This window comes from Taklimakanibacter albus, from assembly GCF_016595235.1.
GTDB lineage: Bacteria > Pseudomonadota > Alphaproteobacteria > Rhizobiales > Aestuariivirgaceae > Taklimakanibacter > Taklimakanibacter albus.
In genome coordinates this window covers 2,032,097-2,045,527 of record NZ_JAENHL010000007.1, presented here as the reverse complement: position 1 = coordinate 2,045,527, position 13,431 = coordinate 2,032,097, and the positions used below count along the sequence as shown (strand labels likewise).

Here is a 13,431-nt window from a genome sequence, read left to right as displayed (position 1 = left end):
GGAGGGGTCGACCCCTCCCGCCTGTCAGGGATCAGGTCTGCGGCACTTCGGCCATCAGCTTCTCGAACTCGGCCTTCTTGGCCTCGAGCTCCTTGAGCTTGGCGTCCTTGTCGGCCTGGGCCAGCTGCTCGTCGGCCTTGATCTTGTTCATGGCCTTGGAGATTTCCAGGATGCGGATCGGATAGAGCTGCGCATCGGAAGAGGGCTTGAAGGGCGCCCAGTTCAGCTTCTTGAGGTTCTCGCGCGCCGTCTTCACTTCATCGACGGAGCCCTGGCGGCCATAGGTCATGAAGAAGGAGAGCAGCTTGTCCTTGGTCGGCTGGTCGAGGTCCTTGCGCCACACGATCGGGTCGGCAGGGATGAGCGGCGAGCGCCAGACTTCCTTGATCTTCTTCAGCTCTTCCGGATGCGACTTGGCGAAGTTGCGCATATTCTCGGTGTTGTTGGTGGCGAAGTCGACCTGCTTGTTCACCACCGCCATAAGATTGGTCTCATGATTGGCGTTGGTGACGGCCTTGTAGCAGGTCTTGGGATCGACATTGTGGGCGCCGAAGACGAAGACCGACGGCACCAGGAAGCCCGAGGTCGAATTCGGGTCGCCATTGCCGAAGCTCAGAGTCTTGTCGCATTTGAGGACGTCGTCGACCGTGTTGATGCTGGTGTTGTCGACATTGGTGACGAGCAGCGACCAGTAGCCGGGATTACCTTCGACATCGACGGACTGGGCGAAGACTTCGCCGTCGGCGCGATCGACCGCTTCCATCGCGGATTTATTGCCGTACCAGGCCATCTGCACCTTGCCGAAGCGCATGCCCTCGATGATGCCGGCATAGTCGGAGGCGAAGAACGGATTGATCTTGATGCCGGTTTCCTTTTCCAGGTCGGAGAGGAACGGCGTCCAATACTGCTTCAGATTCTGCGTCGATTCGGTCGATATGATGCCGAAATTGATTTCCTTGGTCTCGGCATAGGCGGCCGTGGCCATGAAGGCGGCCGCCGCCATCGTGGCAAGCGGTCTTGCGATCCATCTCATCTGACTTCTCCTGATATGTAACGTTCTTATGTAGACGCAACTATGCGGCGGCCGCCGCGAGCCCTTCCACGAGAGAGGAGGGCCGGCGGACTTCGCCCGCATCTGGCAGAATCAGCTCTTCACTGGCCGATCCGTAAATCTGGCGGAGGCGCTCATTCGAAAGCTGAGTGCTCGGGCCGTCGAAGACGACCGTGCCCGCCTGCATGGCGATGGTGCGCGCGCAGAAACGGCGGGCATATTCGACCTGGTGCAGCGCCACGACGACGGTGATGCCGTCCTGGCGGTTGATGTTTTCGAGCGTCTCCATCACGCGGCGGGCGGAAGCCGGATCGAGCGAGGCGATCGGCTCGTCGGCGAGGAGGATGCGCGCACCCTGAACGAGGGCGCGGGCGATGGCGGCGCGCTGCTGCTGGCCGCCGGAAAGCGTGGAGGCGCGCTGGCGCGCCGTCTCGGCGATGCCGACGCGCGTCAGGGCCGCCATGGCGGCCTGCTGCTCGATGAGCGGGAAAGCGCCGACGCTGCCGCGCCAGGCCGGGATCCTGCCGAGCACGCCGGTCAGCACATTGGTGAGCACCGACATGCGGCCGACGAGATTGAACTGCTGGAAGATGACGCCGATCTCACGGCGGATGTCACGCACATTGGCGGCGATGCGGCCTTGTGCCTGAACGGCGCGGTCATGGACGGAAATGGCGCCGCCCTGCTCCTTGTCGGCGGTGACGAGGCCGGCGATGTGACGGATGAGGGTGGACTTGCCGGAACCGGAAGCACCGATCAGCGCGACCATCTCGCCCTGGCGGATGGTCAGTGAAATATCGTCCAATCCTCGTTTGCCGCTGCTGAACGTCTTGCTCAATCGTTCGATACGGATCGCGTCCAACGTCATCCCCTTCATGGTTTCCAGACGCGTAGCGGCGTTGTGTGACAATCATCTGAAGGCTTTGTGTCAGTCGGACTAAGAGACGTGGTGTTCCACTGCCTGTGGAAAAACACAGGCATTCTCCCTAAATTCCACTGTTCACGATTGCGGGAGGACTTGTGATGACGACAGAAAAGGCACGCGACCCTCAGGATCTCGAGCAGTTCCTGATCGAGCGGCAATGGGCGGGCGATATCGACGGCATGGTGGCGTTGTTCGCGCCCGATGCGGTCATCGACACGGGCGAGGGGGCATTGATTCGCGGCCACGAGGCCATCCGGGCGCTGTTTGAGGGCTTTGCCGCCGAGGGTCGAAAGTTCGCCAAGGGCAAGCAGAGCCCGGCCGTGATCAATGGCGATGTGGCGCTCACCTCGACGCATCTACCCGACGGCAGCATCACCGCCGAGGTCGCCCGCCGGCAATCGGGTGGGACGTGGCTGTGGGTGATCGATCGTTATTCGGTTACGTAAGACCGAGTATCGGTTCAGAAAGCCTCTCTAAGACCCTCATGCTGAGGTGGCCGCGAAGCGGCCCTCGAAGCATCCCTCAGGATAGAGCGAGCCTGGTGAAACATGTCCTTCGAGGCTCGCTGCGCTCGCACCTCAGGACGAGGGAAATGAAGCCGCAAGCCCTTAAGCCGCTCGGGTCAAATCAAATTCACGCGTGCACACGGCCTTGCGGTCGGATGCGTCGTGGAAGATGCCGATGATGGCGGAGCCCTGGTCCCGCGCTTCGTCGATCATCTTGAGGACGCGCGCCTTGTTCTCCTGATCGAGCGAGGCGGTCGGCTCATCGAGGAGCAGGATCGGATAGTGCGCGGCGAAACCACGGGCGATGTTCACACGCTGCTGCTCGCCGCCCGAGAAGGTCATGGGTGAAAGCGACCACAGGCGCTCGGGGATGTTCAGCCTTTCGAGCAGCAAGGCGGCACGTTCGCGCGCCAGCTCCGGAGCAATACCGCGTTCGAGCAAGGGCTCGGAAACGATATCGAGGGTCGGCACGCGCGGGATGACGCGCAGGAACTGGGTGACGTAACCGATCGTGCGGCGGCGCGCTTCCAGCACCTGGCGCGGCTCGGCCTGCGCGAGATCGACCCAGCTGTCGTCATGGCGCACCAGGATCTCGCCCTGGCCTGCTTTGTAGGTGCCGTAGATGATCTTGAGCAGCGAGCTCTTGCCCTTGCCGGACGGACCGGTGACGGCCAGCGCCTCGCCCTCGGCGAGCTCCAGATGGAGGTCGTCGAAGACCGGAATGCGCACGCCGCCCTGGAGATGCAGGCGGAACTGCTTGGCGAGATTGCGGATCTTGAGAATGGTGCGCATCGGGTCACACTTGCAGGACGGAGGAGACGAGAAGCTGGGTGTAGGGCGCCTGCGGGTCCTCGAGCACCTGGTCGGTGAGACCGGTCTCGATGACCTTGCCCTGCTGCATGACCAGGATGCGGGTGGAGAGAAGGCGCGCCACCGCGAGATCGTGCGTCACGATGACGACCGACAGGCCCAGCGTGCGCACCAGCCCGCGCAGAAGGTCGAGCAGACGGGCTTGCACCGAGACGTCGAGGCCGCCGGTCGGCTCGTCCATGAAAACCAGGCGAGGGGCGGTGACGAGATTGCGGGCGATCTGCAGGCGCTGACGCATGCCGCCGGAATAATTGCGCGGGCTTTCATCGATGCGGTCGCCTGCAATCTCGACGCGGTTGAGCCAGTCGAGCGCGGTCGACCGGATGCGGCCATAATGGCGTTCGCCCACCGCCATCAGGCGTTCGCCGACATTGGCGCCGGCCGACACGCCCATACGCAGGCCCTCGCGCGGATCCTGATGCACGAAGCCCCAGTCGGTGCGCATCAGGAAGCGGCGCTCGGCCTCGCTCAGATCTGACAGCGACTCGGTGCGCCCATCGCGCAGGGAATAAAGCACGCGCCCGGCATTGGGGGCGATCTGCATCGACAGGCATTTGAGCAAGGTGGTCTTGCCCGAGCCCGATTCCCCGACGATCGCCAGGACCTCGCCCGGCCACAGCTCGAAATTCACTTTCTCGCAGGCGACGCGGCCGTCGTAATATTTGCTGATATTCTCGGCAACGAGCAGAGGTTTGGTCATGCCGCTTTCTCCTGCGCCTTGCGGCAATGGTCGGTGTCGGAGCAGACGAACATGCGCTTGCCCTTGTCGTCGAGAATGATCTCGTCGAGATAGGTGGTGGTCGAGCCGCAGAGCGCGCAAGGCTCTTCCCATTTCTGCACGCTGAAAGGATGGTCCTCGAAATCGAGGCTCGTCACCTTCGTATAAGGCGGCACGGCATAGATGCGCTTCTCGCGGCCGGCGCCGAAAAGCTGGAGGGCGGCGCAATCGTCGAGCTTGGGATTGTCGAATTTGGGGATCGGCGAGGGATCGAAGACATATCGCCCGTTCACCTTGGCCGGATAGGCGTAAGCCGTGGCGATATGGCCGTGACGCGCGATATCCTCATACAGCTTCACATGCATGATGCCGTATTCTTCGAGCGCATGCATCTTGCGGGTCTCGGTCTCGCGCGGCTCGAGGAAACGCAAAGGTTCGGGGATCGGCACCTGATAGACGAGGATCTGGTCCTCGCGCAGGCTGGCCTCGGGAACACGATGCCGGGTCTGGATGATCGAAGCCTTCTCGGTTTCTTCGGTCGTTGCCACACCGGCGGTGCGCACGAAGAATTTGCGGATGCTCACCGCATTGGTGGTGTCGTCGGCGCCCTGGTCGATGACCTTCAGCGTGTCGCCGGGGGTGAGGATCGACGCCGTCACCTGGACGCCGCCGGTGCCCCAGCCATAAGGCATCGGCATTTCGCGGCTGGCGAAGGGCACCTGGTAGCCCGGAATGGCGACCGCCTTCAGAAGCGCCCGCCGGATCATACGTTTGGTCTGTTCGTTGAGATAAGCGAAGTTGTAGCCGGTGGTCATTCCGCCGCCTCCTGATCGAGGCCTTGCGCTTCGCGGCGCAGGCGCCTCAGCAATTCGAGCTCGGCCTGGAAATCCACATAATGCGGCAGCTTCAGATGCTCGACGAAACCCGTCGCCTGCACATTGTCGGCATGCGAAAGCACGAATTCCTCATCCTGAGCAGGCGCCGTCTGCTCCTCGTCGAGCTCACGTACCCGCAGAGCGCGATCGACGAGCGCCATCGACATAGCTTTGCGCTCGCACTGGCCGAAGCTTAAGCCGTAGCCGCGGGTGAATTGCGGCGGCACGCCGGCCGAGCCTTTGAACTGGTTGATCATCTCGCATTCGGTGATGTCGATGGCGCCGATCTCGATCTCGAAGCCGAGTTCTTCCGGCGTGAAGCTCACCGCTACCTCGCCATAACGGATCTCGCCGGCGAAAGGATGCGAGCGGCCATAACCGCGCTGGGTCGAATAGCCGAGCGCCAGCAGGAAACCTTCATCGCCGCGCACCAGGCTCTGCAGGCGCAGGTCGCGATCGGCCGGGAAAGCGAGCGGCTCGCGGGTGAGATCGCCCGGTTCGCCCGAGGTCGAGGAAGCGGCTTCGATCAGGCCTTCGGCGCCGATCAGGTCGAGAACGCGCGGCATGGTGCGGTCGAGATCGGCGGGACCGGTTTCGACAGGCGCTGCTGGAGTCTCGCTCGCCTCGAATTCGAGGAGGCGATGGGTGTAGTCGAAAGTGGGGCCTAAGATCTGGCCGCCCGGCATGTCCTTGAAGGCGGCCGAGATGCGGCGGCGGATCAGCATGTCCGAGGTCTCGATCGGCGTCGAATAACCATAGCGCGGCAAAGTGGTGCGTGAGGCACGGATGAGGAAGATCGCCTCGATGAGGTCGCCGCGCGCCTGCTTGATCGCCACGGCCGCGAGCTCACGGTCGTACAGCGAGCCTTCGGTCATCACCCGGTCGACGGCCAAGGTGAGCTGCTCGCCGATCTGCGTGGTGGTGATTTCGGGAATGTCGGGATTTCCACGGCGTTCTTCGCCAAGGAGGCGATGCGCCGCATCGATAGCCTTTTCTCCACCTTTGACCGCGACATACATCAGGCCTGACCTTCTCTCTTGATTTGCGTCGAGCGCGGCAGGGCCGCGATTTCCTGAGGCGCGGCGAAATAGACATCGCGTCCCAAGGGGAAGAGCTGGTGATTTTCATCCATCAGCGCCCAGAAACGAGCGTCGAGGCCGGCGGTGGTGAAAGCGCGTTCGTCCTTGATGCCGGGACCCTTCAGCGTCAGCCTGTCGCCTGAGAAATCGGGGACCTGGATGACGAGGGTCGCCGAGGCATCGGGGTATTCGGCATTGCCGATACTGGCCCGGGCTAGCGCTTCGGCGGCGGTTGCCGGCGTGCAGAGAAGGAAGCTCGCCTGCGAGCTGTCATTCTCGATGCGTGCACCCGTGTGGAACCGCAGATAGTCGATGACGGCCGCCTCTCGCAGGCTGTCGTCGAGCCAGAGCGGCGTGTCATAGTCGCACAGGGTCAGGCAGATCGCCGCGGTGGAGTCGAAGAGCGGCGCCGGCGCCGCGAAATCAGGCTTCAGCGGCAGGATACGGCCGGGCTGCGCCATGGCGTCGAGCATCACCCGGAAGGCTTCAGCGCTGCCGCGCGCCTGGTCGGTGAAACCGCTCAAGAGTTCAGTCGACATCGCCCCTCACCATCGTAAAGAAGTCTACTTTCGTCGCGGCGTTCTTGAGCGCCATCTGGCGTTCGCGCTCGGCGCGCTCATGGGCCAGCGGCGTGATCACCGCTTCCGTCAGCTGCGCGTTTTCGGCGCCCTGCAGCAGAGCGTCGCAGACCGCGGCGCTCACCGCATGCTCATGCGAGCGGCCCATCACGAAAGCATGGCCGACCGTGCCATTGGCGAGGCGGATGCTGCAGCGCGTCAGCGTGGCTTCGCCGACATTGAACGGGCTGCCGGTGCCGCCCTGGCGACCGCGCAGCATCACGAGACCGGTCTCGGGCTTGCGCAAATAGGTGAAGGAGGGGCGGCGGTCGCGTGGAAAAAGCGCATCGAGCCGCTCTTTCCTGGCGCCAGCGAGCAGCGACATCCATTTCTGGCGCGCCGTTGTTTCATTCTTGGATTGCGGGGAATCGAGGGCCATGGCGGGCTATCAAACAGCCCATTGTAAAAGTTCTGTGACAGTCGGCTCAGTCTTTTGTGGACGGTGCTATGCGCGTCGTGGAAAGCCGCAGCTAAGGCACGAGACGCACCGTCATGCCGGGCTGAAACTCGGCTTGGTCGCTTTGCGGGTCGAGACGCAGACGCAACGTATTGCGGTCGTGGTCACCTACTGTCCGCTCGGCCTGCCACGTCGCGAAGGTCCCGATCGGCATGAGCTCGCTCACCACCGCCTGGGTGACGCCGTCCTTGCCCGCGCGGGCGACCTTGACGGTCGAGCCGATGGCCAGGCCGCGTAATCCATCCTCACGCAAATTGATGGAAAGCCAGGGTTTGCCATTCGCTTCGATGGCCAGCACCGGCTGGCCGGCGCGCACCGCCTCACCGATCTCGCCGACGATCACGCTGACGGTCCCGTCGGTCGGCGCCCGCAGAACAGTTTTCTCCAGGCGGCGCTCGAGCACCGCGAGCGCGGCTTCGGCGGCATGGACCTGCGCATCGGCGATTGCCCGCTCCTGCGGCGTCGCGCCGGCTACCGCCGCCGCATGTTCGGCCTTGGCACCGGCAAGGGCGGCGCGGGTGGTCGCGACATTCCTGGTGGCCTCGTCGAGCGACTGCTGCGAGGCGAAATCGCGCGACGCCAGATAGGTGGAGCGCTCGAGCTCCTTCTCGAAGAAGCTCAGGCTGGACTGGGTCTTGGAGACCTCATCTGCCAGTACCGCGATCTCCTCGGCGCGCACGCCGGCATAGATGTGATCGCGCTCGGCGCGAGCTGCGGCGAGAGTCGCACGGGCCTGTCCGACCGATGCGGTCAGCTCCAGCGCCGACAATTCGGCGACGATGTCACCCGCCGCGACGTGATCGCCTTTGCGGACCTTGATCGTGGCGAGATGCCCGCCCACTTCGGGCGCGACACGCAATTGGGTAGCCCGGACGACACCCAAAGCCGGTTGTGGTTCGGCCGATGGCCACAGGGCAAATCCAGCCCCGACGCCGGCGAGGAGCAGAAGGGCGATGGCAAGCTTGCCGATGCTACGCTTTGACATGGTCTCGCCTCAGAAAATAAGCGGAAATCACTGCGAGCAGAAGATAGACGACGGTCAGGATCGCGAGATCGCGCCAGTCATGCCCCACTTCCCACAGACGGGCGCCGAGCTGATTGATGCGCACCAGTCCATCGATCGCCGGATCGGCCGGAAAAATGCGGCCGGCGGCTAGGACTGCATCCGGAATGGCTTCGCGCGGCCAGGAGAAGCCGGTCAGGAAGAACTGCGGCAGGCTGGTGGCCAGGAAGATAAGTGTGGGCGTTTCGGGATTCTTGAACCAGGCGCCCGCCATCTGCCCCATGAAGCTGGTGGCGAGCACGAAGAGAGAAGCCAGTACGGCGAGCTGCAACGGATCACCGAGCGCCGAGAAACCGTAGAAGCGCGGCAGGACGATGAGATAGAGAGCGAGCACCGGCAGATAGAGCGTGAGATGCGCAACACCGCGACCGAGCACGTTGGTGAAGGCGCTGCCATGAAGCGTCGTGCCGACGGTCATCATGGCGGCGCCGATGAGCAAGGTCTGCTGCAGGATCAGCACGAAGGCCGCCGGCACGATGTAATTGGCATAGCCGCCCACCGGATTGAAGATCGGCTGGAGCAGGACATTGGCGGGACTGACGGAAGCGAGCGTCGTCCGGGCCAGACTGCCGTCGCGGCGCGCGCCGGCGAGAGCGATGTCGGAGGAGAGCGTGTTGATGGCGACGGCGATGGCGCTTGCCGTCGATCTGAAGATGAACAGATAGGTGGCGTCGGCATAGACCGGAATATGCGCTTTATTGCCCTTGAGCACGTCGCGCTCGGTGCCGGTCGGAATGCCCACGGCGGCGAAGGCCTCACCGCGCTGAATGACATCGTGGGCCTCGGCCAATGTAGCCACATTCGCCGCCACCCGCACGGCCCCGCTGGCATCGAGTGTCTGCACCAGAGCGCGACTGAGCTCACTGAGGTCGTTGTCCACGACCACGATAGGGACTTTGCGCAGGATCTGCGTGAGATAAGGTTGCGGATAGTAGGCGCCGTAGATCAGCGGTGCGAGGACGAGCAAAGCGAAGGCGCCGCGGGTCGCAAGAACGCGCCGCCATTCTGTGGCGAAGGCCTGGCCCAGTCCGCGGGGTGCTTCCGTGATCGATCTCGCCGGCGCCACTTCTTTTTCGCGAGAGGGCTTGCGGATGATCGCCCCGAGACGGAACAAAGCGAGCAGTGACAGGCCGACGGCCAAAGCGGCGAGCATGGCGAAGGCATGCGCCGACTGATGCGGCGGCAGCCCGCGCGCCGCCTGGCCCAGCAGGACGGCCATGTACCAGCGCAAGGGCAGGATGGTGCTCCAGCCTTCCGCGAAGGCGTTCATGCCGAGTGTCGGGAATCCTACGCCGGCATAACCGAAGGCCGGCGAGACGATGAGGCCGGCGAGACCCAGCCCGGTGGCGAGGTCGCGCACCAGAAGCTGCAGGAGCGCGCCGAGCGCCATATAGCCGACGATCAGCAGCATGCCGGCGGCGATCATCATCGCTACATTTCCCTTGAAGGGAATCTGGAACCAGCCTTCGAGGATCAGCACTACAGACAGCATGATGACGACGAAGATGGCGAAGAGCGGCGCCATCTTGCCGGCGAGCGCGACGATCGGGTTTCCCCCGGCGCAAGCGAGCCAGCTGCGCATGCTGCGGCGCCGGAACTCCGACCCGACCGAATAACCGGCGGCGATGGTGATCACCACATGAATGACCATGGGCAGCAACGCGCGCAGCAGGAATTGCGCATAGTTGCGCTGCGGATTGACGAGCGCGATGGTTTCGGGGACGAGCGATCCGCTCCGCGAGGCGGCAGGCGCCGTGGCACGGATAGGGGCTGCCTTCGTCACCGCGGCGGCGAGGGAATCGCCCAGGCCCTGTGAGGCTATGCCGGCGGCGGTCAGGAACTGCTGATTGTGGAAGGCCACGACCTGCGGGCGACGCTGCGCCTTCAGGTCCCGCTCGAAATTCGCCGGAATATAGATAGCTGCAATGGCATCGCCGGCCCTGACCGCGCGCGCCGCTTCGGCGAGGTCGCCTGGGCGCTCGACGATCTTGAGGCCGGGAGCGGTTGCGACCTCCTCGATGAAGGCCCGCGAGGTCTCCGAGCGATCGGCATCGACGACCACCGTGCCCAGCCCGCGGATGACGGGCTGGCTGAAGACGGCGCTCAGCACCAGAAAGGCGAAGAGCGGCACGCCGAAGATGAGGATGAGGGCGGTACGGTCGTGAAACAGCCAGCGGCATTCGCGCCGGGCGACGAGCCAGAAACCAGGTTTCGCCGGTCTTTTCATTTGCGCGCGCGCCAATCGAGATAGGCGCTCATGCCGGGCCTGAGCTCCGGCACCGGCGTAACCGGATAGGCGCGGATCGCAAAGGTGCGCAGATCGAAATCACCGGTCGAGCGGGTGGCGCGCCAGCTCGCATATTCGCCCTTGGTGGCGATCAGCTTGACCTCGACCTCGATCGCGCGATCGGCGAGCGCCGGGATGCGGACCGTGAAGCGGTTGCCGACCTTGATGTCTCTGACCAAATCCTCACGCAGGTCGAAGTGGACCCAGACATCGGAGAGATCGATCAGCGTCACCAGCGTGGCGCCCGGCGAGACATATTCGCCCGGTTCGATATTGCGCTGATAGACCTGGGAGGCGAGCGGCGCGTAGACGGTCATCTGATCGATGATCGACTGCGCCGCGGCGATGTCGGCCGCGGCCTTGTCCACATTGGCGGCAGCGATCTGGCGTTCCTCGGCCGTATAACCGTTGACGGCTTGGTCATAGGCGGATCGGGCCTGGTCGACACCGCGCTGACTTTCATGCAGTTCGTCCGAAACCTGGTCGAGCCTGGCCTGCGGGGCATTGCCGCGCGCCACGAGCTGGTTGACCCGATCAAAAGACTTCTGCACGAATACGACGCCCGCTTCTGCACGTTCGAGCGCGGCCTTGCGCTGGGCTATAACCTCGGCGCGCGTTCCTGCTGCGATATTGGCGAGCTGGGCTTCGGCGACCGCTTTGGCCGCGACGGCCTGCTCGTGCTTGGCCACTGTCTCGGGATTGTCGATCTTCACCAGAACGGCACCCGAGGCGACATTCTGACCGCGTTCGGCCACGACCTCGCTCACCCGCCCATCGACGCGCGCCGCGATATCGAGGCGAGTGGCGTCGACCTCGCCCTGAACGATCAGCGGTTCCGGATGAATGAGATACCAGATCGACAGCGCGGCGATAGCGAGCGAGATCAGCACAACGATGGTAGGCGCGATCCATCCGGAAGCTGGGGCCTTCCTGGGGGGCGGTCGGGGTGGAGATGGTGTGGATGGCGGTGTGGCGCTGGGTCGGCCCGACGGCCTGGAGCGTTGAGCGGGGGGAGGCTCGACTGGTTTTTCCACGACAGCCCTCGGTAGTGACAGATGGAAGACTCACGTTCCGGCATCATCGGCGGGGATTTGCGCGAAGGCAATACTGGCAAATGCCCCCGTTCCGGCGTGCGTCTTCTCCGCCACCCGGGTTTTGCGTCGCGCGCCGTCTCGTGCTTGAATGGAACTTGACCAGGGGGCTGTCTGGTCGGCTGGCGGCGGAATTTGCGCCAGATCAAAGACGGGGCGGAAAGCGCTCGTCTAGAGATAGTGCAAGGGGGGTCACGCGATGATCATCTTGACTATAGTGGCAGCAACATCATGATTGCACGGTTGACGGTCGCCGAACGGCAATCGGCTTTACTCATTCTTATTGTGATGTCGTTTCTGGGCCTCGCCATGGCGGTGGCGGGACGCGGCACACCCTTCGGCCTGCATGGCTTCCTGGTCATTGCCGCCTCGATCGGCGTCGGCATCCCGCTCTTGCGTAAATTCTACGCTCCGGAGCCAAATCCTGCGCAATTTGAACAATATTACGACGATCCGACCAAGGTCGGCATCGTGCTCGCGATGCTGTGGGCGATCGCCGGCATGTTCGTGGGTGTCTGGGTCGCGGCGCTGCTCGCCTGGCCGGACCTCACCATCGATGCCGCCTGGGCGAGCTTCGGCCGCCTCCGCCCCATCCATACCAGCGGCGTCATCTTCGGCTTCGGCGGCAATGCGCTGATCGCCACCTCGTTCCATGTGCTGCAGCGCACCTCACGCGCCCGTTTGCCGGACCAGCTGAGCCCGTGGTTCGTGCTCCTCGGCTACAACCTGTTCTGCATCGTCGCCGCCACCGGCTATATGATGGGCGTCACCCAGTCGAAGGAATATGCCGAGCCCGAATGGTATGCCGATATCTGGCTGGTCATCGTCTGGGTCGTCTATTTCCTGATCTATATCCGCACCCTGGCGCGCCGCAAGGAGCCGCATATCTATGTTGCCAACTGGTACTACATGGCCTTCATCCTGGTCGTGGCGATCCTCCATATCGTCAACAACCTGGCGGTGCCGGTATCGTTCGGCGGCTTCAAGAGCTACTCGGCCTTCTCGGGCGTCCAGGACGCGATGACGCAATGGTGGTACGGCCATAATGCGGTGGCCTTCTTCCTGACCGCCGGGTTCCTCGGCATGCTATATTATTACCTGCCGAAGCGCGCCGGCCGGCCGATCTTCTCCTACCGTCTGTCGATCATCAGCTTCTGGGGCATCACCTTCATGTATATGTGGGCGGGCTCGCACCACCTGCATTACACGGCGCTGCCGCAATGGGTGCAGACCCTCGGCATGACCTTCTCGATCGTGCTCCTGGTGCCGTCCTGGGCATCGGCGGGCAATGCGCTCGCCACCCTCAATGGCGCCTGGCACAAGGTGCGCGACGACGCCACCTTGCGCTTCATGATGGTCGCCGCCGTCTTCTACGGCATCTCGACCTTCGAGGGCTCGTTCATGGCGATCCGCGCCGTAAACTCGCTGTCGCATTACACCGACTGGACTGTCGGTCATGTGCATGCGGGCGCCCTTGGCTGGGTGGCGATGATCACCTTCGGCTCGATCTACGCGCTGGTGCCGTGGATGTGGAAGCGCGAGACGATGTATTCGGCGCGCCTCATCGAGGTGCATTTCTGGCTCGCCCTCGTCGGCACCGTCGTCTACGTCTTCGCCATGTGGAATTCCGGCATCATCCAGGGGCTGATGTGGCGGACCTATACGGACAGCGGGACGCTCGCTTATTCCTTCATCGACTCGCTCGTCGCGATGCATCCCTATTATATCGCGCGCGCCTTTGGCGGCCTGCTGTTCCTCCTGGGCGCGATCGTCGGCACCTATAATGTGCTGATGACGATCCGCGTCGCCAAGCGGGAGCGGGCGCAAAGCGATGGTGGGACCGATGTGCCGAGCTATGGCCGCGATCCGGTCCTGCAGGCGGGGGAGTGACG

General features: G+C 63.7%; 13 protein-coding genes. 2 read left to right on the top strand and 11 right to left on the bottom strand.

Annotation, left to right across the window (positions count from 1 at the left end):
- Nucleotides 1-31 precede the first annotated feature (31 nt).
- Together phnD and phnC are read right to left on the bottom strand one after the other, a co-directional pair.
- Nucleotides 32-1,033, bottom strand: a complete 1,002-nt coding sequence (gene phnD / locus JHL16_RS21215; protein ID WP_200186813.1) for a phosphonate ABC transporter substrate-binding protein — start codon at nt 1,031-1,033, stop codon at nt 32-34.
- Between the two features lie 40 nt (nt 1,034-1,073).
- Nucleotides 1,074-1,919 (bottom strand): phosphonate ABC transporter ATP-binding protein, encoded by an 846-nt coding sequence (gene phnC / locus JHL16_RS21210; RefSeq protein ID WP_246770992.1) that lies wholly within the window; start codon nt 1,917-1,919, stop codon nt 1,074-1,076.
- 155 nt (nt 1,920-2,074) lie between these two features.
- On the opposite strand from phnC, the gene JHL16_RS21205 reads away from it, so the two are divergent.
- Nucleotides 2,075-2,422 carry a YybH family protein gene (locus JHL16_RS21205; RefSeq protein WP_200186811.1) on the top strand — a complete coding sequence of 116 codons (348 nt, stop codon included), beginning with the start codon at nt 2,075-2,077 and terminating at the stop codon, nt 2,420-2,422.
- Between the two features lie 162 nt (nt 2,423-2,584).
- Here JHL16_RS21205 and phnL read toward each other — a convergent pair whose 3' ends face one another.
- The 9 genes from phnL to JHL16_RS21160 all read right to left on the bottom strand — a co-directional run bounded on the left by phnL (nt 2,585) and on the right by JHL16_RS21160 (nt 11,338).
- On the bottom strand, nt 2,585-3,274 hold the full coding sequence (gene phnL / locus JHL16_RS21200; RefSeq protein ID WP_200186810.1) for a phosphonate C-P lyase system protein PhnL: 690 nt from the start codon (nt 3,272-3,274) through the stop codon (nt 2,585-2,587).
- A gap of 4 nt (nt 3,275-3,278) precedes the next feature.
- A complete protein-coding gene (gene phnK, locus JHL16_RS21195; protein WP_200186809.1) occupies nt 3,279-4,052 on the bottom strand; it encodes a phosphonate C-P lyase system protein PhnK in 774 nt (257 codons plus the stop codon).
- The gene (locus JHL16_RS21190) at nt 4,049-4,885 is read right to left on the bottom strand and encodes an alpha-D-ribose 1-methylphosphonate 5-phosphate C-P-lyase PhnJ (RefSeq protein WP_200186808.1); all 837 of its coding nucleotides are present in this window, start codon (nt 4,883-4,885) and stop codon (nt 4,049-4,051) included. The genes phnK and JHL16_RS21190 overlap by 4 nt, the downstream gene beginning before the upstream one ends.
- A complete protein-coding gene (locus tag JHL16_RS21185) occupies nt 4,882-5,964 on the bottom strand; it encodes a carbon-phosphorus lyase complex subunit (RefSeq protein ID WP_200186807.1) in 1,083 nt (360 codons plus the stop codon). Before JHL16_RS21185 ends, JHL16_RS21190 begins: the two co-directional genes overlap by 4 nt.
- Nucleotides 5,964-6,563 (bottom strand): phosphonate C-P lyase system protein PhnH, encoded by a 600-nt coding sequence (gene phnH / locus JHL16_RS21180; RefSeq protein ID WP_200186806.1) that lies wholly within the window; start codon nt 6,561-6,563, stop codon nt 5,964-5,966. The genes JHL16_RS21185 and phnH overlap by 1 nt, the downstream gene beginning before the upstream one ends.
- On the bottom strand, nt 6,553-7,020 hold the full coding sequence (gene phnG, locus JHL16_RS21175) for a phosphonate C-P lyase system protein PhnG (protein ID WP_200186805.1): 468 nt from the start codon (nt 7,018-7,020) through the stop codon (nt 6,553-6,555). The genes phnH and phnG overlap by 11 nt, the downstream gene beginning before the upstream one ends.
- 91 nt (nt 7,021-7,111) lie before the next feature.
- Nucleotides 7,112-8,083 (bottom strand): HlyD family secretion protein, encoded by a 972-nt coding sequence (locus JHL16_RS21170; RefSeq protein WP_200186804.1) that lies wholly within the window; start codon nt 8,081-8,083, stop codon nt 7,112-7,114.
- Nucleotides 8,070-10,388, bottom strand: coding sequence for an ABC transporter permease (locus JHL16_RS21165; protein WP_200186803.1), 2,319 nt, complete (start codon nt 10,386-10,388; stop codon nt 8,070-8,072). The genes JHL16_RS21170 and JHL16_RS21165 overlap by 14 nt, the downstream gene beginning before the upstream one ends.
- On the bottom strand, nt 10,385-11,338 hold the full coding sequence (locus tag JHL16_RS21160) for an HlyD family secretion protein (protein ID WP_348647245.1): 954 nt from the start codon (nt 11,336-11,338) through the stop codon (nt 10,385-10,387). The genes JHL16_RS21165 and JHL16_RS21160 overlap by 4 nt, the downstream gene beginning before the upstream one ends.
- A gap of 432 nt (nt 11,339-11,770) precedes the next feature.
- On the opposite strand from JHL16_RS21160, the gene ccoN reads away from it, so the two are divergent.
- On the top strand, nt 11,771-13,429 hold the full coding sequence (gene ccoN, locus JHL16_RS21155) for a cytochrome-c oxidase, cbb3-type subunit I (protein ID WP_200186802.1): 1,659 nt from the start codon (nt 11,771-11,773) through the stop codon (nt 13,427-13,429).
- Nucleotides 13,430-13,431 lie beyond the last annotated feature (2 nt).

Coding starts and splice junctions, on each gene's coding strand:
- JHL16_RS21190 (WP_200186808.1), bottom strand. CDS start 4,885: ATGACCACCGGCTACAACTTCGCTTATCTCAACGAACAGACCAAACGT.
- ccoN (WP_200186802.1), top strand. CDS start 11,771: ATGATTGCACGGTTGACGGTCGCCGAACGGCAATCGGCTTTACTCATT.
- JHL16_RS21165 (WP_200186803.1), bottom strand. CDS start 10,388: ATGAAAAGACCGGCGAAACCTGGTTTCTGGCTCGTCGCCCGGCGCGAA.
- phnK (WP_200186809.1), bottom strand. CDS start 4,052: ATGACCAAACCTCTGCTCGTTGCCGAGAATATCAGCAAATATTACGAC.
- phnH (WP_200186806.1), bottom strand. CDS start 6,563: ATGTCGACTGAACTCTTGAGCGGTTTCACCGACCAGGCGCGCGGCAGC.
- phnL (WP_200186810.1), bottom strand. CDS start 3,274: ATGCGCACCATTCTCAAGATCCGCAATCTCGCCAAGCAGTTCCGCCTG.
- phnC (WP_246770992.1), bottom strand. CDS start 1,919: ATGACGTTGGACGCGATCCGTATCGAACGATTGAGCAAGACGTTCAGC.
- phnD (WP_200186813.1), bottom strand. CDS start 1,033: ATGAGATGGATCGCAAGACCGCTTGCCACGATGGCGGCGGCCGCCTTC.
- phnG (WP_200186805.1), bottom strand. CDS start 7,020: ATGGCCCTCGATTCCCCGCAATCCAAGAATGAAACAACGGCGCGCCAG.
- JHL16_RS21170 (WP_200186804.1), bottom strand. CDS start 8,083: ATGTCAAAGCGTAGCATCGGCAAGCTTGCCATCGCCCTTCTGCTCCTC.
- JHL16_RS21185 (WP_200186807.1), bottom strand. CDS start 5,964: ATGTATGTCGCGGTCAAAGGTGGAGAAAAGGCTATCGATGCGGCGCAT.
- JHL16_RS21205 (WP_200186811.1), top strand. CDS start 2,075: ATGACGACAGAAAAGGCACGCGACCCTCAGGATCTCGAGCAGTTCCTG.